This window comes from Nocardioides turkmenicus (assembly GCF_011045035.1).
Classification (GTDB): Bacteria; Actinomycetota; Actinomycetes; order Propionibacteriales; family Nocardioidaceae; genus Nocardioides; species Nocardioides turkmenicus.
In genome coordinates, this window is sequence record NZ_JAALAA010000014.1 from 94,074 (window position 1) to 111,761 (window position 17,688).

Below are 17,688 nucleotides of genomic sequence, written 5' to 3' on the forward strand. Positions count from 1 at the left end.
TTCGGGGTGCGAGTCCGACATCTGTCCACCTGGCGGAACGGTCGGGCGACAGATTCCATGTACCCACCGGTATCTGAGGTGGCAGGATCTGCCGACATGACTGCGGACATTCAACGGCACGCCGACGTGATCGTGGTGGGAGCCGGCCTCGCCGGCCTGGTGGCAGCGGCTGAGGCCGCCGACGCGGGTAAGAGTGTTCTGCTCGTCGACCAGGAGCCCGAGCAGTCGCTCGGAGGCCAGGCCTTCTGGAGCCTGGGTGGTCTCTTCCTCGTCGACAGCCCCGAACAGCGCCGGATGGGGATCAAGGACTCACCCGAGCTGGCGCTCCAGGACTGGATGGGATCCGCCCAGTTCGACCGTGATGAGGACCTGTGGCCGCGGCGGTGGGCGGAGGCGTACCTCGACTTCGCGGCGGGCGAGAAACGGTCGTGGCTGCACCAGATGGGCCACCGGATCTTCCCGGTCGTCGGCTGGGCCGAGCGCGGTGACGGCCGCGCCGACGGTCACGGCAACTCGGTGCCCCGCTTCCACATCACCTGGGGGACGGGTCCCGGCGTGGTCGAGCCGTTCGAGCGGCGGGTGCGTGCCCACGCCGACACCGGCCGGATCACCTTCGCCTTCCGGCACCGCGTGGACCACCTCGTGGTCGAGGACGGGGCCGTCGTCGGCGTACGCGGCAAGGTGCTCGAGCCCAGCGACGTCGAGCGCGGGCAGGCGTCCTCCCGCACGGAGGTCGAGGACTTCGAGCTCGGTGGCCAGGCGGTGATCGTCACCTCCGGCGGCATCGGCGGAGACCACGACCTGGTCCGCAAGCACTGGCCGGCCCGGCTCGGCACCCCTCCGAAGTCGATGGTGTCCGGCGTACCCGCCCACGTGGACGGCCGGATGCTCGCCATCACCGGCGCGACCGGCGCCCGGATCATCAACGACGACCGGATGTGGCACTACGTCGAGGGCATCCGCAACTGGGACTCGATCTGGGCCAACCACGGCATCCGGATCCTGCCCGGCCCGTCCTCGCTGTGGCTGGACGCGACCGGCAAGCGACTGCCGGCGCCGTTCTTCCCCGGCTTCGACACCCTCGGCACGCTCAAGCACCTGCGCCAGACCGGCTACGACTACTCCTGGTTCGTGCTGACCGAGAAGATCATAAAGAAGGAGTTCGCGCTCTCCGGCTCGGAGCAGAACCCCGACCTGACCGGCAAGGACCTCAAGCTGCTCGCCGAGCGCGCGCGCAAGGGGCCCGGCCCGGTGAGGAGCTTCATGGAGCACGGCGAGGACTTCGTCGTCGCCGAGAACCTCACCGCCCTTGTCCACGGCATGAACGGCCTCGCCGAGAAGGACCCGACCGGCCCGCAGATCGACGAGGCCGAGCTGCGCCGGATCATCGAGGCCCGCGACCGCGAGATCGCCAACAACTTCACCAAGGACGCCCAGATCACCGCGCTGTACGCCGCCCGCCACTACCGCGGCGACAAGCTGCAGCGCACCGCCAGGCCCCACCGGATCCTCGACCCCGAGGCCGGCCCGCTGATCGCGGTCAAGCTCCACATCCTCTCCCGCAAGACCCTCGGCGGGCTGGAGACCGACCTGTCGGGCCGCTGCCTGACCTCGGCCGGCACCCCGCTGCCCGGGCTCTACGCGGCCGGCGAGGTCTCCGGCTTCGGCGGCGGCGGGATGATGGGCTACAACGCGCTCGAGGGCACGTTCCTCGGCGGCTGCCTGTTCTCGGGGCGTGCGGCGGGCCGGGCCGCGGCAGCGGCGATCTGACCCGGGGATCAGTGGGCGCCGGAGAGGTTCAGGCCGACGACGCCCACGACGATCATCGCCAGGAAGCCGGCCTTCGCCGCGGTGAGGTGCTCACCGAGGAACATCACGCCGATGCCCGCGACCAGGGCGGTGCCGAGGCCTGACCAGATGGCGTACGCCACCGAGACCGGCATCCGCTCGACGACCACAGACAGCAGCCAGATCGAGGCCCCGTAGCCGGCCAGGACGGCGATCGACCAGGGCAGGTTGCGGAATCCCTCGGTGCGGGGGAGCAGCGCGGTGCTGGCGACCTCGATCGCGATCGCGACGACGAGCAGGGTTGCGGCGTACATGGGTGGGGTCCTCCTGAGGCGCGTGTAGCGACCGCTACATCAGACAGAAATGTAGCAGTCGCTACATGTTCGGCATAATGCTTTCCATGGACCGCAAGGAGGAGCTCCTCGAGCAGGTGGTCGAGCACGTTCACAAGCACGGGCTGATCGGGCTGACCCTGCGTCCGCTGGCGGCCGCGATCGGCACCAGCGACCGGATGCTGATCTACCACTTCGGCGGCCGCGACGAGCTCGTCGCCGCGGTGGTGGCGCGCACCAACGAGCTCTCCGTGGCGGCGGTCGCCGCGCTGGAGCCGGCCGAGGACGTACGCGCCGGGGTGGAGGCGCTGTGGCGGGCCTACCGCACCGACCCGTTGCACAGCTGCCTGCAGATCTACCTGCAGGCGGCCGCGACCGGGCTGATCGGGATGGAGCCCTACCGCTCGGTCGTCCGGGAGACCAATGAGCTCTGGTACGCCGCGCTGCGCGACTACATCACCGCCTGTGGTGCGCCACCCGAGCGAGCCGGCCGGATCGTCACCCTCGTCGACTCCTCGCTGTTCGGGTTCCACCTGGACCTGGCCACGGACCGGCCCGACGAGCTCGCTGCGGGGGTGGCCGATCTCGCCGCAGCCGCCGGAGCGATCGCCTCAGCCTGAGACCAGGCGCAGTCTCCGCTCGGCGCGGCGTACGACGACCTGCTGGCCCCAGGACAACGCGAGCGTGTCGGTCTCGATGCCGTCGCCGAAGGCGACCAGACGGTCGGACTCCACCTCGATCGTGAGGCAGTCACCTGTCTGCCTTGCGTCCGCCAGGGTTCCCTCGGTCTGGGTCGTCCCGGTGGCGGGCGAGGGCCACGCCTCCCGCACGAACCAGGCCAGGTCCGGCGATGTCGGCGCGGGAAGCGTGAGCGTGCTGTGTCGCTCGACCCAGGCCGAGCGAGCCCAGCCGGTGGCACCCGTGCCGGTCGCGACGATCAGGCCGGAGGAGGCCTGCGACTCGGTCCGGCCGCCCACGGTGAGCCGGTAGCGGGCGGTCTGGTGGGTGGCCTGGCCGACGTACACCTCGTTGAGCGCGACCAGCGACTGGCCGTCGTCGGCGAGCGCCTCGACCATGGTCCGCTCCTCGCAGGTGCCGGTGGAGCGGATCAGGTCGGCGGCGGCGCGGGGCGGGTAGCGGACGAGCACGCCGGCGTTGCGGCCGGGCTCGGGGTCGATCCCGATCACCGGCTGCCCGTCGAGGTACTTCGCGACGTTGGCGACCAGGCCGTCCTGGCCGACCACGACCACGATGTCCTCGGGGGCGAAGAGGAACCGGTCGAGATCGCCCCGCTCGACCGATCCCTGTCGCCAGTCGAGCGGGATCGCGGCGCTGACCTGCGCGATCGCCGACTTCAGCGCCTCGTGGCGACCCTGCACCTCGGCCAGGTCGCGGCCTCGTGTGGAGAGGAAGAAGCCGACCTGGCCGAGGGTGCCGTGACGCGCGACGAGCTCCTCCAGCTCGGTGGCCCGGTGGACCAGCACCACGCGAGGGGCGACGCTCATGCGTCGCTCCGCGCGCCGAGCTTGGCGAGGACCGGCGCGAGCAGGTCCGGGGTGAGCGCCAGGTGCTCGATCTGGGGCAGGTTGGCGGCCAGCTCCTTGAGCGCGAGGCCGAGCAGGACCGCCTCCGGCAGGTCGCGGTAGGCGGCCAGTGCGGCGGCCTCGGCGTCGGCCTTCGCCAGCCCGGTGGCCCGGGTGGCCTGGGCGTTCGCCTCGGCCAGCACCTGGGTGCGCTCGGCTTCGGCCGCGGTTGCGATCCGGGCCGCGGCGGCCTTCTCCTCGGCGCTGCGCCGCGCGTTGGCACCCTGCTGGCTGACCAGCTGCTCCTCGCGGCGGGCGAGCTCGATCTTGTTCTGCAGCTCGTTCTCGGAGATGGCCCGCTCGCGCTCGACCGCTGTCGCGCGCCGTTCGTACGTCGCCTTGTCGGCGTCCGCCTGCACGCGCTCGCGCGTCGGGGTGAGGAGCGCCTTCTCCACCTCGGGCTCGGGCCGCAGCGCGACGACCCGCACGCCCAGGATCGCGAGGCCGGTGGCGGCGAGGCGCTCGTCGCCACCGAGTCCGGCCGCGATCGCGTCGCGCACCGGTCCGACGCCGCCGGCGAGCACGTCCGCCAGGCTGCGCCCGGCGATGAGGTTGAGGGCGTACTGCTGCGCGGTCTCGGTCAGCAGTCCGGCGACCTGATCGAGGGGGCTGCCGCGCCAGCGACCGTTCTCGGGGTCGATGGAGAAGTCGATGCGGCCGGCGACCGCCGCCGGGTCGACGATGCGGAAGCTGACCGTGGCCTGCGTGGTCAGGTCCTGGAAGTCCGCGGTGCGTGCGTGGAAGAGCAGCGGCAGCTCGCGGTCGTCGACGGGCACCTCGGAGAGGACCGCGGAGAGCGGGCGGTACCAGAACGAGGCGCCGACGCCGCTGTGGCGGACGGTGCCGTTGTGCAGGTGCTGGACGTGGGTCGTGGTGCTCCCGCGCAGGTGGCGGAGGAACGGGTAGCGGGCGATGTCGGCCATCTCAGACTCCCTGTCTGTGCATGCGGATTATTAGCGTCAGAATGACGATAAGGCGTGGCGCGCTTGTCGTCAAGATGACGATTGGTGCAAGATCGGCCCATGGAGCACCTCCAAGGCCACGTGGGCAAAGTCGCCGTCACCGTCGACCTCGTCGTGCTCACCGTCCGTGACGAGGCGCTCTGCGCCCTGGTCGTACGCCGCGGCATCGAGCCTTTTCGAGGCGCGTGGGCGCTTCCGGGCGGGTTCGTCCTCGAGGACGAGGGCCTCGAGGAGGCGGCGGCGCGTGAGCTGGCCGAGGAGACCGGCCTGCGGCCGGGCAGCGTGCATGTCGAGCAGCTGGCGACGTACGGCTCTCCGGGGCGGGACCCGCGGGCGCGGGTGGTCACCGTCGCCTACCTCGCGCTGGCCCCCGACCTCCCGGTGCCGGCCGCGGGATCGGACGCTGCGGACGCGCAGTGGTGTCCGGTCGACGACCTGCTCGCCGGCGACGGGCTCGCCTTCGACCACGCGGAGATCCTCCGCGACGGCGTCGAGCGCGCCCGCTCGAAGCTGGAGTACTCACCGCTGGGCGCGGCGTTCTGCGCCGAGGAGTTCACCGTCGCCGAGCTGCGCCGGGTCTACGAGATCGTCTGGGGTGCGCGGCTCGACCCCCGCAACTTCCACCGCAAGGTCACCAAGACCGAGGCGTTCCTCGAGCCGACCGGTGCCACCACGACCCGGGACGGCGGCCGTCCGGCCCAGCTCTTCCGCCGGGGCTCGGCCGAGCACCTGCACCCGCCGCTGCTGCGACGTACGACCTAGAGCGGTCACCGAATGGTCTCGGCGCGATCACGAACCGATAACGGCCCGATCTGGTGTGTCGCACAGCACAGCGGCTGCGGCGTACGCGCGTTGGGTAACTAGACAACAGCCACGGCATTCTTGTCCAGCGGACGCCGTGGCTCGGGATCGCCCTGGAACGAACACTACGTTTGACAGTTCTTCCTGAAAGGGTCGTTACAACGCCGAAACGCTGGTGCCAGCACCTGAAACCTCCGGTCGCTACGGTCCCCGGGACCTGTGCGTGAAACTCCTCGAAGGGAACTCGTTTCGATGTCTACCCCCGCCTCTCGGACCTCGCGACGTAAGTCAGTACGACTCCGGGCCGCTGCGGCCCTCATGTCCGTCATGGCCGCCACCACGCTGGCCGCCTGTGGATCCGACTCCGACGATGGCGGCAAGGAGGAGGGCTTCGGGACGATCTCGATGCAGTACTCCTGGATCAAGAACGAGGAGTTCGCCGGCGAGTACTACGCCGAGGACAAGGGCTACTACAAGGAAGCCGGCTTCGACGCGGTCAACGGCATCTCCGGCCCCGACACCGGTGTCGCCAAGCTGCTCTCCGGCAAGGTCCAGGTGGCCATCAACGACGCCGCCTCGGTCGGCTCCGCGATCGCCGAGCAGGACGCGCCGCTGAAGATCATCGGCGCCACCTTCCAGAAGAACCCGTTCACCATCCTCTCCCTCAAGGACGGCGGCAACATCGCGACGCCGGCCGACCTCAAGGGCAAGAAGATCGGCGTCCAGGACTCCAACGTCAACGTCTTCAAGGCGATCCTCGCGGCCAACGGCCTCGAGGAGAAGAAGGACAACATCACCGTCGTCCCGGTCGAGTTCGACCCGACGCCGCTGATGGAGGGCCAGGTCGACGGCTTCATGGCCTACCTGACCAACGAGTCGATCACCGTCGAGCTCGCCGGCCATGAGGTCACCAACCTGCCCTACGCCGAGAACGGCGTGCCGTACGTCGCCGAGACCTACACCGTCACCGACCAGTACCTCGCCGAGAACCGCGACCTCCTCAAGGCGCTGCTGACCGCGGAGATCAAGGGCTGGACCGAGACCTTCAAGAACCCGGCCGAGGAGGTGGTCAAGGTCGTCACGACCCACTACAACGAGGCGGCCACCGACTCCGACGGTCTCGAGGCCAGCTTCGGTGAGCTCGACCCGGTCAAGACCAAGCGCGGCCTGGAGGAGTCGCAGAAGCTGATCTCGACCCCGGAGACCGAGAAGAACGGCCTGTTCACCATCTCCGAGGAGCTCCAGCAGCAGACCGTCGACTCGCTCGCCGCCGCCGGCTGGGAGGTGACCGTCGAGGACCTGTTCGACACCTCGATCATCGACGAGATCTACGAGGAGAACCCCGAGCTGAAGGCCTACCAGAAGTAGTCATGGCTGACGGCATCCAACTCTCAGGAATCAGCAAGGTCTTCGGCTCGGGGAACAAGGCTGTCACCGCGCTGAAGGACACCGAGCTCCACACCGACCAGGGCTCGTTCCTCGCCCTGCTGGGCCCCTCCGGCTGCGGCAAGTCGACGATCCTGCGGATCCTCGCGGGCCTGGAGACTCCGACCAGCGGAGAGGCGTACGTCGACGGGAAGGCCCCCGCCGACCTGCGGCGTGACTCCGAGCTGGGGATCGCGTTCCAGGACCACGCGCTGCTGCCGTGGCGCTCGGTGGTGGGCAACATCAAGCTCGTCTTCGAGGTCGCCGGACGGCGTCCCGACATGGACTACATCCACGAGCTGATCAAGCTCGTCGGACTGGAGGGCTTCGAGAAGGCCCGTCCCGCGCAGCTCTCCGGCGGGATGCGCCAGCGTGTCTCGATCGCCCGGGCGCTCGCGCTCAAGCCGTCCGTGCTCCTGCTCGACGAGCCGTTCGGTGCGCTCGACGACATGACCCGGCAGAACCTCAACCTCGAGCTGCTCCGGATCTGGACCGAGAAGCCGGCGACGACGCTGCTGGTCACTCACGGCGTGAACGAGGCGATCTTCCTCTCCGACCGGGTCGCGGTGATGTCGCCGCGACCGGGCCGGATCAAGGAGATCATCGAGGTCGACCTTCCCCGGCCGCGCACGCCCGAGATGATGCGTACGCCGGAGTTCCACGCGCTCGCCGACCGGGCCTCCGAGCTGCTCTTCGGGGACGACGGGCGCGCCGAGGCGGAGTCTTGATGCGGGTGCCGGGCTGGCTCGCCGGGATCGTCGGCGTGGTCACCCTCTTCGTGCTCTGGGCGGTCGTGGCCGTGCTCGGGTTCCCGCCCGATGCCGGGACCGGGTTCACGCCGGTGCCACCGCCGTGGACGGTGCTCTCCGAGATGGCGGCCGCCGGCCCGTCTGCGTTCTGGGACGGTGTGCTCCGGGAGACGCTGATGGAGGCGTCGATCGGCTTCCTGTGGGGCAACCTGATCGCGCTGCTGCTGGCCTCGCTGGTGCTGCTGGTGCCGTGGCTGGAGCCGGTCGTCATGCAGATCGCGGTGACGACGTACTGCCTGCCCGTGGTCGCCGTCGGCGGCATCTCGATCGTCGTCCTGGGTGGCGCCGAGCAGCCGGGGGACCCCTCGAAGACCTCGATCTTCCTGGCTGCGCTGATGGTCTTCTTCACGACCGTCGTCGGCGCCGTGCTGGGCTTCAAGTCGGCCGACCGCGCCTCGCTCGATGTCGTCCGGGTCTACGGCGGGTCGGTGTGGACGCAGCTGGTGAAGGTACGTCTCGTCGCGGCCGTCCCGGCGATCCTCAACGCGCTGCAGATCGCGGTGCCGACGGCGATCCTGGGAGCGGTCCTCGGTGAGTATCTCGGCTCCACCGACCGTGGGGTCGGGCGCACGCTGATCGTGCTGCAGGGCAAACCCGACCCGGAGCGGCTCTGGGCCGTCTTCCTGGTCTGTGCCCTGGTCGCCCTGACCGGCTATCTGCTGCTGGGGCTGGTCTCGCGTCTGGTGACGCCATGGGTCGCAGGGAGGTCCGGATGAGATCGGGTGCTGGATCACTGTCACGCGCCGTTATCGGGCCGGTGCTGCACACCCTCGCCGCGCTGGCGATCGTGGCCGTGCTCTGGCAGGCGTTCGTGTCGTTCTCCAGCGTCTCGGAGTTCGTCGCGAAGGGTCCGCTGGACGTCGTGGACCATCTCTTCACGGGTCCGGACGCCGCCGCCCACCGGGCAGAGCTGTTCCCGCTGACCTGGGTGACGTTGAAGGACGCCGGGCTCGGCTTCGTCGCCGGGATGGCGCTCGCGGTGGTCGCGGCGGTGCTGTTCAACCTGTCGCGTACGGTCGAGGCCGGCGTGATGCCGCTGGCGCTGCTGCTGCGCTCGATCCCGCTGGTCGCGATCGCGCCTGTGGTCATGCTGATCACCGGTCGCGCCTCTGCCGCTTCGGTCGTGGTGCTCGGGATCATCGTGGTGCTCTTCCCGGCGCTGGCGGCCGTCCTGTTCGGGCTCTCGCAGGCGTCGCCCCAGTCGTTGGACCTGGTCGCCGTCTACGGCGGCTCGCGGCTCACCGCGATCCGCAAGGTGTCGCTGCCCGGCGCGCTCCCGTCGGTCTTCGCCGCCGCCCGGGTCTCGGTGCCCGGCGCAGTGACCGGTGCGCTCCTGGCCGAGTGGCTCTCGACCGGGAAGGGCATCGGCGGCAACATCCAGAAGTTCCCCGCCGCCGCCCGCTTCGACGACCTGTGGGCCGCCGTCGCGATCATCACCGTGGTCACGCTCGTGCTCTACAACCTCGTCCAGCTCCTGGAGTCGGTTGCGCTGGAGCGGATGGGGATGACAACCCGCTAGCGCCGAAGCGTCACCCCCGTCGCGCGAGGCGTCACTCCCGTCGGCCGAGTGGGCACTCTGGTGCCCACTCGGCCGACGTACGTGACGCCTCGGCCTGCGCGGGTGACGCCTCGGCAGGTCAGTAGTCGGTGCGGTCCTGTTTGGCGAGCCACGCGTCGAACGGGTCGTACGCCTGGGGGATCCGCAGCTCGTCGACCTTGGTCGGCCAGTCGTGGTGCTCGTTGGCGCGCCCGGTGCCGAACAGGTCGTAGAAGGCGCGGTCGTCGAACCCGCCCTTGGCCGCGTCGTCACGGTCGGCCGCGTAGACGACGCGGTCCAGGCGTGCCCACAGCGCGGTCGCCAGGCACATCGGGCAGGGTTCGCACGAGGTGTAGAGGGTGCAGCCGGCCAGCGAGAAGCTGTCGGCCTCCTTGCACGCCGAGCGGATCGCGACGATCTCGGCGTGGGCGCTCGGGTCCAGGTCGCGGGTGACGCGGTTCTGGCCGGTGCCGAGCAGGATGCCGTCGCGGAGGATGATGGCACCGAACGGGCCACCGCCGTTGTTGACGTTGCGGACGGCCAGCGCGACCGCCTGCTCCAGCCACATGGTGTCGGTCATGATTCCCCCTCGCACAGGCCCGAGAATCGATGTCTCTACTGTCATTGTGCTCCCGTTGTCACTCGACCTCGTGGAGCCGATCGTAGGTGGCGCTGATCGCGGACACGCGGTCGCGTCCGGAGCGGCCGCGCTGGTGGAGCACACCGTCGGCGAGCACGCTCGCCAGCGACATCGGCGCCGCCAGGGAGTCGAAGGCGAGGCCGCCCTGGACCGGGCACTCCAGCCCGATGTCGGCGCGCCCCAGGTGGACCGTCCCGGTCGGGTCGGCGATCACGATCACCGTGCTCCCGGAGGCCGCGGCGGCGTCGACGAACTCGCCGAAGCCAGGTGGCCGGCGCCGGAGCCCGACCGCGATCACCACCGAACCGTCGCCGAGCTCGGCCAGCTCCTCGCCGATGACCTGGCCGGGCGCCGGGGCGAGGGTGACCCGCTCGCGGGTCTGGGTGAGCTGCTGGCGCAGATGGAGCGCGACCGGGTAGGAGTTGCGCCAGCCGGCGATCATCACGTCGCTCGCCCCGGAGATGGCCGCGACCGCCTCGGCGATGCCGGCCTGCGTCACCGCGCGCGCGATCGCGGCCGCCTCGTTCTCGGCGTGCGCGCTCAGGTCGGGGGCGCCCTCGACGCGCCGCGGCTCACCAGCCGTACGCAGCCCCCGCAGGTGGTCGCGTACCTCGTCGAACCCGTCGAACCCCAAGGACCGGAAGAGCCGGCTCATCGTCGCCTTGGAGACCTCGGCGAGCGAGGCCAGCTCGGCCGCGCGGTAGGTCGCCAGGTCGTCGAGGTGCTCGAGGAGCGTGTCGGCAGCCTTGCGTTCCTGGGGCGAGAGCGACGGGTAGGTCAGGGCGATCCGCCGGTCGATCCGCTGGTCCGCGCTCATGCGAAGCCGGGCACCGACGCCCACGCGTCCGGCTCCGTCGAACCGTCGCGCTGCAGGGCCGCCTCGATCAGGCCGTAGGGACGATCGGCGGCGAAGAAGACCTCGTTCGGATTCTCCAGGTCGAAGGGGGAGAGGTCGACGAGGAAGTGGTGCTTGTTGGGGCAGGAGATCTTGAACTCCGCGATCCCCTCGAACGCTTCCATGACCGCCTTGCCCATCTCGTAGATGGTCTGCTGCAGCGCGAGCGAGTGCACCTCCGCGAACGTCTGGAGCATGATCGTGCGGATCCGGTCGTACGCCGCGTTCCAGTCCTCCGGGTGGGCCTCCCAGCGCCACCACGCGGTGATCGAGGTCGCCAGGATCCGGTCGGTCGTCTCGGCGAGGGTGGTGTAGCGGTCGCGCGGGAAGCCGTGGAACTCCGACCCGGTCGACTTGAGTACCACCAGGTCGCTCAGGCCGGACAGGACGAAGGTCCGCTCGTCGAAGCGGTTCACGGCCGCCGTACGCGTCTCCTGCCCGCGCCGGGCGAACGAGAAGTCGTTCGCCGAGATGCGGTCCCAGGCGTACGACTCCGCCTTCATCACCGACCCGGTGACCCAGGGCTGCGCGGCCCAGTGGGCGGTGAGGTCGAGCAGGAACCCTTCCGGGGAGGTGATGCCGAGCTCCTTGGCCTTCGCGTAGACGACGTTCTTCTGGGTGTCGGTGGCGTGCACGTGCACGTTGTCGCCCTCGGTGAAGGCGGCCGCGAAGTCACCGCGGAGCTGGGTGGTCACGTTCAGGTCGTGGATGGTGTGTCGTGCGCCGTCCCGGTCGACCTTGACCAGGCGTACCTCCGCCTTGCCGTGCTGGTTGGGGCCAAGAGTGATCGACATCAGCTTCCTCGATAGGTCGTGTAGGAGAACGGGCTGAGCAGGAGGGCGACGTGGTGGTGCTCGCCGGCGGTGACGGTGAACCCGACGCTCACCTCCGGGAAGAAGGTCTCGCGGTCCTGCTCGGCGAACCAGGGGCCGGTCGTGAAGGTGAGCGTGTGCGGTCCGGGTGGCACCTCGCCCTCGAACCGCACCCGGCCGTCGGAGTCGGTCGTCGCGGTACGTGCGCTGTCGTCGGGAAGGATGAGGATCACCGCGAGCCCGGCGGCAGGCCGGCCGAGCGCGGCGTCGAGGACGTGCGTGGAGACGGTGGTCATGTGACCAAGCCTCGCAGCCGCAGCAACGCGATCTCGGCGAGTTGATCCTTGGTCACCGCGATTTCGGTAGCCGGGTCGTTCTCCAGCCGCTCCTCGAGCAGCGCGAGCATCTCCTCGGCGCTCCGACCCGCGGCCCGCACCAGGTAGATCCGTCCGAACTTCTCCTCGTAGGCCGCGTTGCCCACCCTCAGCCGGGCCTGCACCCCGACGTCGGCCGGGTCGACCCCGGCCTGCTCCCGGGCCGAGAGCGCCGCGCTCGCGCCGTCGCCGGCGTGGCGCTCACCGATCCGGGGATGGTCGGCCAGCGCCCCCTCGACCTCCTCGTCGGTCCAGGCAGCGCCCAGCCGTTCGGCGGTCGTGAGAAGGTCATCGACGTCTGTGTAGGGACGACCCGCGGCCAGACCGGTCGCCCAGGAAGGGATGGCGACACACGGCGCGACGAAGGCTTCCGCCTCGGCGGCCGGCAGGGCGTTGAAATCGGCGAGCGTCGTCACCCCGACAGCCTATGAAACGAGCGTTTCGGTGGCCGAAACACAGGTTGCCGTTGTGTAACGGCCCGGACGACTACTCGGCCAGCCGCTGAGCCAGGGCGAGCAGGTCGCGGTCACGGCCGGGCGCGGCGACCAGGCAGAGACCGGCGGGGAGGTTGGTGGGAGTGCGCACCGGTATCGAGACGGCCGGGAGTCCGGCGATACCGGCGATGCAGGTGAGCCGCAGGGTGTCGTCGCGGACGCCGACGGCATCGGCCGCGGTCGGCGCCACGGTCGAGGCGCTGGGATAGGCGAGGACCCGGTCGCCGACGACCTCGAGGATCTCCGCGCGGGCCTGGGAGAGCACGGCGCGAGCCTCGTCGGCCTGCGCCCGGGTCACGGTCCGAGCCATCTCGAACCGCCCGCGCACGGCCTCGCCGAGCGTGTCCAGGCGGGTCTCGAGCCAGGCTCCGTGGGCCTGCCACGCCTGGTAGGCCTGGCCGGTGATGAAGGCCTGACGCCACTCGTCCAGTCTGGCCGGATCCCACTCCAACGGCTTGGCCTCGGGCAGGGCCTCGCTCACCGCGGTGGCGACGTCCTCCGCGGCGAGGCCGACCAGCGACGGCACCAGGTGGATCTCCTCGACGGGAACCGGCGCGGGCGACTCCGGCAGCAGTACGTCACCCACCGCCTGCAGCAGGAAGGCCGAGCGCGTCATCCAGCCGACGGTGTCGAAGGCCTTGGCGAGCGGGAGCAGACCCTCCCGGGAGACGGCCCCGTGGGACGTACGGATGCCGTAGAGGCCCTGGTAGGCGGCGGGGACCCGGATCGAGCCGCCGGTGTCGGTGCCGAGCCCGATCGAGGCCTGGCCGAGCGCGACCGCGGTCGCCGGCCCCGACGAGGAGCCGCCGGGGATGCGGCCGGGCGCCTTCGGGTTGGGCGGCGCGCCGTAGTGGGCGTTGAGCCCGGACAGCGAGTAGGCGAACTCCTCGGTGCGGGCGATCCCACGGACCGACGCCCCCGCGTCCAGCAGCGAGGCCACCGCGGCGGCGTGGGACGAGGCCACCGGTGCCTGCTCGAGCCACGACGGGCTTCCGGCGCCGACCGCGAAGCCGGCCACCGCGAAGAGGTCCTTGACCGCCACGGTCTCGCCCGAGAGCGCGCCGTCGGCGGTGTGGGAGGAGACCAGCGGGTCGCCGACGACCCGCCAGATCCGGCTGTCGAAGGCAGGGGCGGGCACCGAGACGTGGGCCGCGGTGACCTGCCAGCCGCCGTACTCGATCCGCACCGGGTCTCGTGCCCACAGCTGCGTCTGCAGCCCGCGGCCACCGCGGTCGAGCTCGGTGACGGCCACGATCAGCGCATGGTCCTCGTCGATCACCTGCACGTGGGTCTGCACGATGCGCCGCTTCGGCGCGCCGCCGCGCGTCCCGTGGGAGGCCGCGATCTGCTCGTGGCCGATGAGGAGTCCGGCGGCATCGCCGTGCAGCGTGGTCGGGGAGTCGGCGACGAGCGCGTCGAGAGCGGCGACGTCGTCGGACATCAGGGCGCTCTCGTACGCCCGGAAGGCCTGCAGCAGCCCGTGAGGGACAGGCTTGAGCTCAGTCATAGGTGAAGTCTGCCCTGTCGAGCCGCTCAGAGCACCAGTGTGAACCCCAGGAGCACGCCGATGATCAGGAGTGCCCCGGCGAGGATGAACCCCGCGGAGAAGGCGGGCAGCGGCCGCCGTTCCCGCATCGCCCGCTCGACCCGTGCCCAACGGATCATCGCGAAGACCGTGCACAGGATGGCGGTGAGCACCAGGACGGCGATCACCCCGACGCGTACGCCCTCGGTGGTGGGCACCTGGAACGAGTGCAGCGCGACCGCGCCGGCGAGCAGCCCGAGCACGGTGCGCGCCCAGGCCAGGAAGGTGCGCTCGTTGGCCAGCGTGAACCGCGGGTCCGGCTCGGAGCCGTGGGCGTAGACCCAGTGCGGGTGCCGCGGGTCTCTCTCGTTCGACGGCGTGTCGGTCATGCCCCCATCGTCCATCACATCGGGTACCGATCTAGATTATTACCCATGAGTAATACGGAACCGGCCGAGTTCGATCGCGACATCGCGGTCCGGAGGACCGACGACAGGACGTACGCAGCCGAGCTCGCTCCCGGTTGGGTGGTCGGCGGCGGGGTCAACGGCGGCTATCTGCTCGCCGTCATCGCCAACGCGCTGCGGGCCCACCTGCCGAGCCACCCGGACCCGATCGTGCTGAGCGCGTTCTACGCCAGCGCGAGCGTGCCGGGACCGGCCGAGGTCCGGATCGAGACCAAGCGCGACAAGGGCTCGCTGGCCATCGCGACCGCCGAGCTGTGGCAGGGCGAGGACCTGCGGATCACCACCACGGCGACGTACGCGGACCTCGACGGCCTGCACGCCAAGAGCAGCGGCTTCGAGCGGGTCACCGCGACCGAGCCGGAGCTGCCGCCGCTCGAGGAGTGCCTGTCCTCGACCACGGCGCCGGAGGAGGTGAAGGAGTTCGTGCCGATGCTGGACCGCTACGAGCTCTGCGTGCCGAAGGACCAGTTCGTCTGGGGTGGCGCGGCGCCGACCGGCGAGGCCGTCTTCACGGGCTGGTTCCGGCACCGCGACCGCGAGCCCGACCCGCTATCGCTGCTGCAGGTGCTCGACGCGCTGCCGCCGGTCACCTTCGGGCTCGAGCTGCCGGGCTGGGCGCCGACCCTGGAGCTCACCTGCCACATCCGCCACAAGCCGGCTCCGGGCTGGCTCAAGGTCACCCACGCCTCGCGCAACCTCTCCGGCGGCATGTTCGAGGAGGACTGCGAGATCTGGGACTCCGCGGGCAGGCTGGTCGCGCAGGCGCGGCAGCTGGCCCGGCTGCCGCGCGCCTGAGGCGTCACATCGGGGCGCAGCGGTCCTTCCCGCCGTACGCGTCCCAGTGCCACGCCTCGGCGGAGTACTGCTTCAGCCCGACGCTCAGCGCGGTCTTGTTGAGGAACCTCCACACCGCGCTCGACGGCTCCGAGGCGCGCGTGGCGCAGGTCTTGCCGCCGGTCACGCTGGGCTCCTCGAAGTCGATGGCGATACCGAGCTGGTGGGACGAGTGGCCGGGCTGGGCGGTCAGCGTGTAGTCGCCCGACGGGCAGCCGCCGGTGACGTCCTCCTGGCACAGCGCCTTCTGCTTCTTCATCGTCCGGAACGAGCTGCTCGCGACCAGCTCGACGCCCTGCTTCTCGGCCTTCTTGACCAGCGCCGCCGCGGCACCGGAGATGCGCGCGTTGACCACGGTCAGGCCCTCGGAGCCGTCGATGTAGTAGGGGTCGCCCTTGGTGCTCTCGGTTCCGGTGTTGGGCAACCCCTCGACCGCGCACAGGCGCACCGGGATCAGCTTGCCGGCGTCGTAGCCCTCGCCCTCGCCGAGGTCCCTCGTCCCGGGGGCGCAGACGAGCCCGGTGGAGTCGGCGCGTACGTCGCCGACCGGCCTCGTCGGGGCAGCGACCTGGAGCAGCTTGCCACTGGTGGCGCCCGCGGCACGCTGCTCGTGGGACTTCACGGCCAGCTCGGCGAGGTGGCCGGTGACGCCGCCGGTCTTGGTGTCGGCTGTGTCGGCGTTGTCGGTCTCAGCGGCGTCCGGCGCCGTCTTCGGGACGTCGTCGGGGCAGGCCGTGATGCTCTCGCTGAGCGGCTTCTGGGTGCCGGCCGCGAGAGTGATGTTCGCGCACACGACGGTGGTGTGGTCGCGCTTGGCGTAGGTGTCCTGCCAGGTCCGGTAGCCGGCGACGGAGAAGCTGTTGCCCGCCTCATCCGCCTGCAGCGTACGCAGCCGCAGGCCGTCGCCGTAGTCGCCCGGCTGCTCGAGCCAGGTGCCGATGTCCGCGGCCGTGACCTCCCAGCCGACGCTGCGCAGCGACGCGACCGCGACCGACAGGTCGCTGCCGACACCGTTGAGGTCGTCGGTCGTGGTCTGCTCCCACTTCTGGGTCTGCTCGTAGAAGTCGTACGCCCCGTAGCCTCCGACGCCGACCAGCGCGAGCACCAGCAGCCCCACGACGACCTTCGGCCAGCGCCGCTTCTTCGGCGGTTCCTCGCCGAACCGGCCAGGCCCGAAACCGTGCGGGTACGCCGGTGGCTGCTGCCCTGCGTACGGCTGTTCCGGGTAGGGCTGCTCGGTGTAGGGCTGCTCCGCATGGTGCGGGTCCGGATAGCGCTGGTCCGGATAGCGCTGATCCGAGTAGGGCCGCTGCTGCTCGGACGGATACGGCCGCCGCGCGGGATAGCGCGGCTCGCCCGGGTAGGGCTGTTCGGGACGAGGCTGCTGCCCCGGATGCGCCCGCTGGCCGGGAAACGGCTGCTGGTGCTGCCCGGGCTGCGGCGGCTGCTGCCGGCCCGGCTGTGGCTGGGGACGCTGCGGCTGGGGGCGTTGGGGCTGCCGCGGACCGGGATAGGGCTGCTGACCCCGGTAGGGCGGGCGAGCGTCCCCGGGCTGCCGCGGCGGCCACTGCTGATCGCTCATGACGGGGCCCCGGACGGGGGCAGGCAGGCGATGAGCAGACGAGGGCGGGGCACGGCGTTGCAGCGTACCCAAGAGACCCCACTTTCCGGGCCTCTAGGGAACAATCTCACACGTGAACAGCCCCAAGACCGTAGTGGCCGCGGCGATCCTCAGCGCCGACGGCAAGCAGGTGCTGGCCGCGAGGCGTACGTCCCCGCCCGAGGCCGCCGGACGCTGGGAGCTCCCCGGCGGCAAGGTCGAGGAGGGCGAGACTCCGGAAGCCGCCCTCGTCCGGGAGGTCGGCGAGGAGCTCGGCTGCCTGATCGAGGTGCTCGACTGGATGCAGGGCGAGGCGCCCATCGGCGAGAGCCACCGGCTGGTCGCCGCCACCGCCCGGGTGGTCGCGGGGGAGCCGCGGCCGCGTGAGCACGACCAGGTCCTCTGGCTGGCCGCCGAGGACCTCGACTCGGTCGACTGGCTGGAGCCCGACCGTCCGTTCCTCGATGCGCTCCGCCACGTGCTCGGCATGCCCGAGGGATCGACCCTGCGCGGCATCTTCTTCGACGAGGAGCACGCCCGGACGGCCGCGGAGACCCTCGAGCGGGAGGGCTGGACGGCCAGGGTCAGCAGGGAGCGCTACCAGGGCGAGGACGACGACGAGGACCACCCGTGGTCGGTGGAGACCGACGCTCCGGAGATGGTCCTGGAGCTGCTGGTCGACGAGTACGACGGCTGGCTCGACATCCCCGAGGAGGCGCCGGACGACTCGATCGCCCCCGAACCCGTCGAGCTCCCCGACAATCCGAAGCGGATCAAGCGGCCGGATTTGGGGAACTCCTAGGATCTCTT

The 17,688-nt window shown here is 70.8% G+C and carries 20 protein-coding genes; 9 read left to right on the top strand and 11 right to left on the bottom strand.

All coding sequences use genetic code 11. The features are described 5' to 3' along the window. Nucleotides 1-96 precede the first annotated feature (96 nt). Nucleotides 97-1,770, top strand: a complete 1,674-nt coding sequence (locus G5C66_RS17045; protein ID WP_165112156.1) for an FAD-binding dehydrogenase — start codon at nucleotides 97-99, stop codon at nucleotides 1,768-1,770. 8 nt (nucleotides 1,771-1,778) lie between these two features. Here the strand turns inward: G5C66_RS17045 and G5C66_RS17050 are convergent, their stop codons facing one another. After that, entirely contained in the window at nucleotides 1,779-2,102 is a 324-nt protein-coding gene (locus G5C66_RS17050) for a DMT family transporter (RefSeq protein ID WP_165112157.1), read from the bottom strand. 86 nt (nucleotides 2,103-2,188) lie between these two features. Here G5C66_RS17050 and G5C66_RS17055 point away from each other — a divergent pair, with 86 nt between their 5' ends. Beyond that, nucleotides 2,189-2,740: a TetR/AcrR family transcriptional regulator gene (locus G5C66_RS17055; protein WP_165112158.1), complete on the top strand. Its 552-nt coding sequence runs from the start codon at nucleotides 2,189-2,191 to the stop codon at nucleotides 2,738-2,740. Here the strand turns inward: G5C66_RS17055 and G5C66_RS17060 are convergent. After that, nucleotides 2,732-3,625 carry an NAD(+)/NADH kinase gene (locus G5C66_RS17060; protein WP_165112159.1) on the bottom strand — a complete coding sequence of 298 codons (894 nt, stop codon included), beginning with the start codon at nucleotides 3,623-3,625 and terminating at the stop codon, nucleotides 2,732-2,734. The two genes, G5C66_RS17055 and G5C66_RS17060, sit on opposite strands and share 9 nt — an antisense overlap. After that, nucleotides 3,622-4,626, bottom strand: coding sequence for an SPFH domain-containing protein (locus G5C66_RS17065; protein ID WP_165112160.1), 1,005 nt, complete (start codon nucleotides 4,624-4,626; stop codon nucleotides 3,622-3,624). Before G5C66_RS17065 ends, G5C66_RS17060 begins: the two co-directional genes overlap by 4 nt. Nucleotides 4,627-4,725: 99 nt before the next feature. Here G5C66_RS17065 and G5C66_RS17070 point away from each other — a divergent pair, with 99 nt between their 5' ends. The 5 genes from G5C66_RS17070 to G5C66_RS17090 all read left to right on the top strand — a co-directional run bounded on the left by G5C66_RS17070 (nucleotide 4,726) and on the right by G5C66_RS17090 (nucleotide 9,219). Beyond that, a complete protein-coding gene (locus G5C66_RS17070; protein WP_165112161.1) occupies nucleotides 4,726-5,427 on the top strand; it encodes an NUDIX hydrolase in 702 nt (233 codons plus the stop codon). Nucleotides 5,428-5,793: 366 nt separating this feature from the next. Then, a complete protein-coding gene (locus tag G5C66_RS17075; RefSeq protein WP_165112162.1) occupies nucleotides 5,794-6,834 on the top strand; it encodes an ABC transporter substrate-binding protein in 1,041 nt (346 codons plus the stop codon). Between the two features lie 2 nt (nucleotides 6,835-6,836). Continuing rightward, on the top strand, nucleotides 6,837-7,619 hold the full coding sequence (locus G5C66_RS17080; RefSeq protein ID WP_165112163.1) for an ABC transporter ATP-binding protein: 783 nt from the start codon (nucleotides 6,837-6,839) through the stop codon (nucleotides 7,617-7,619). After that, nucleotides 7,619-8,416 carry an ABC transporter permease gene (locus G5C66_RS17085; protein ID WP_165112164.1) on the top strand — a complete coding sequence of 266 codons (798 nt, stop codon included), beginning with the start codon at nucleotides 7,619-7,621 and terminating at the stop codon, nucleotides 8,414-8,416. The genes G5C66_RS17080 and G5C66_RS17085 overlap by 1 nt, the downstream gene beginning before the upstream one ends. Before the next feature lie 41 nt (nucleotides 8,417-8,457). Further along, a complete protein-coding gene (locus G5C66_RS17090; protein ID WP_338144209.1) occupies nucleotides 8,458-9,219 on the top strand; it encodes an ABC transporter permease in 762 nt (253 codons plus the stop codon). Between the two features lie 118 nt (nucleotides 9,220-9,337). On the opposite strand, the gene G5C66_RS17095 is transcribed toward G5C66_RS17090, so the two are convergent. The 7 genes from G5C66_RS17095 to G5C66_RS17125 form a co-directional block, all read right to left on the bottom strand. Then, nucleotides 9,338-9,817 (bottom strand): nucleoside deaminase, encoded by a 480-nt coding sequence (locus G5C66_RS17095; RefSeq protein ID WP_045551128.1) that lies wholly within the window; start codon nucleotides 9,815-9,817, stop codon nucleotides 9,338-9,340. Nucleotides 9,818-9,875: 58 nt separating this feature from the next. Beyond that, nucleotides 9,876-10,694 carry a MurR/RpiR family transcriptional regulator gene (locus G5C66_RS17100; RefSeq protein ID WP_165112166.1) on the bottom strand — a complete coding sequence of 273 codons (819 nt, stop codon included), beginning with the start codon at nucleotides 10,692-10,694 and terminating at the stop codon, nucleotides 9,876-9,878. Further along, complete coding sequence (gene pucL / locus G5C66_RS17105) at nucleotides 10,691-11,566, bottom strand: factor-independent urate hydroxylase (RefSeq protein ID WP_165112167.1); 876 nt, start codon at nucleotides 11,564-11,566, stop codon at nucleotides 10,691-10,693. The genes G5C66_RS17100 and pucL overlap by 4 nt, the downstream gene beginning before the upstream one ends. Next, entirely contained in the window at nucleotides 11,566-11,880 is a 315-nt protein-coding gene (gene uraH / locus G5C66_RS17110) for a hydroxyisourate hydrolase (protein ID WP_165112168.1), read from the bottom strand. Before uraH ends, pucL begins: the two co-directional genes overlap by 1 nt. Then, on the bottom strand, nucleotides 11,877-12,374 hold the full coding sequence (uraD, locus tag G5C66_RS17115) for a 2-oxo-4-hydroxy-4-carboxy-5-ureidoimidazoline decarboxylase (protein ID WP_165112169.1): 498 nt from the start codon (nucleotides 12,372-12,374) through the stop codon (nucleotides 11,877-11,879). Before uraD ends, uraH begins: the two co-directional genes overlap by 4 nt. Before the next feature lie 70 nt (nucleotides 12,375-12,444). Continuing rightward, nucleotides 12,445-13,959: an AtzH-like domain-containing protein gene (locus G5C66_RS17120; RefSeq protein WP_165112170.1), complete on the bottom strand. Its 1,515-nt coding sequence runs from the start codon at nucleotides 13,957-13,959 to the stop codon at nucleotides 12,445-12,447. Nucleotides 13,960-13,985: 26 nt separating this feature from the next. Then, entirely contained in the window at nucleotides 13,986-14,366 is a 381-nt protein-coding gene (locus tag G5C66_RS17125) for a YidH family protein (RefSeq protein ID WP_165112171.1), read from the bottom strand. Nucleotides 14,367-14,411: 45 nt separating this feature from the next. On the opposite strand from G5C66_RS17125, the gene G5C66_RS17130 reads away from it, so the two are divergent. After that, entirely contained in the window at nucleotides 14,412-15,239 is an 828-nt protein-coding gene (locus tag G5C66_RS17130; protein ID WP_165112172.1) for a thioesterase family protein, read from the top strand. Nucleotides 15,240-15,243: 4 nt separating this feature from the next. Here the strand turns inward: G5C66_RS17130 and G5C66_RS26555 are convergent, their stop codons facing one another. Then, nucleotides 15,244-16,860: a D-alanyl-D-alanine carboxypeptidase family protein gene (locus tag G5C66_RS26555; protein ID WP_165112173.1), complete on the bottom strand. Its 1,617-nt coding sequence runs from the start codon at nucleotides 16,858-16,860 to the stop codon at nucleotides 15,244-15,246. A gap of 112 nt (nucleotides 16,861-16,972) precedes the next feature. Here G5C66_RS26555 and G5C66_RS17140 point away from each other — a divergent pair, with 112 nt between their 5' ends. After that, the gene (locus G5C66_RS17140) at nucleotides 16,973-17,680 is read left to right on the top strand and encodes an NUDIX domain-containing protein (protein ID WP_165112174.1); all 708 of its coding nucleotides are present in this window, start codon (nucleotides 16,973-16,975) and stop codon (nucleotides 17,678-17,680) included. Nucleotides 17,681-17,688 lie beyond the last annotated feature (8 nt).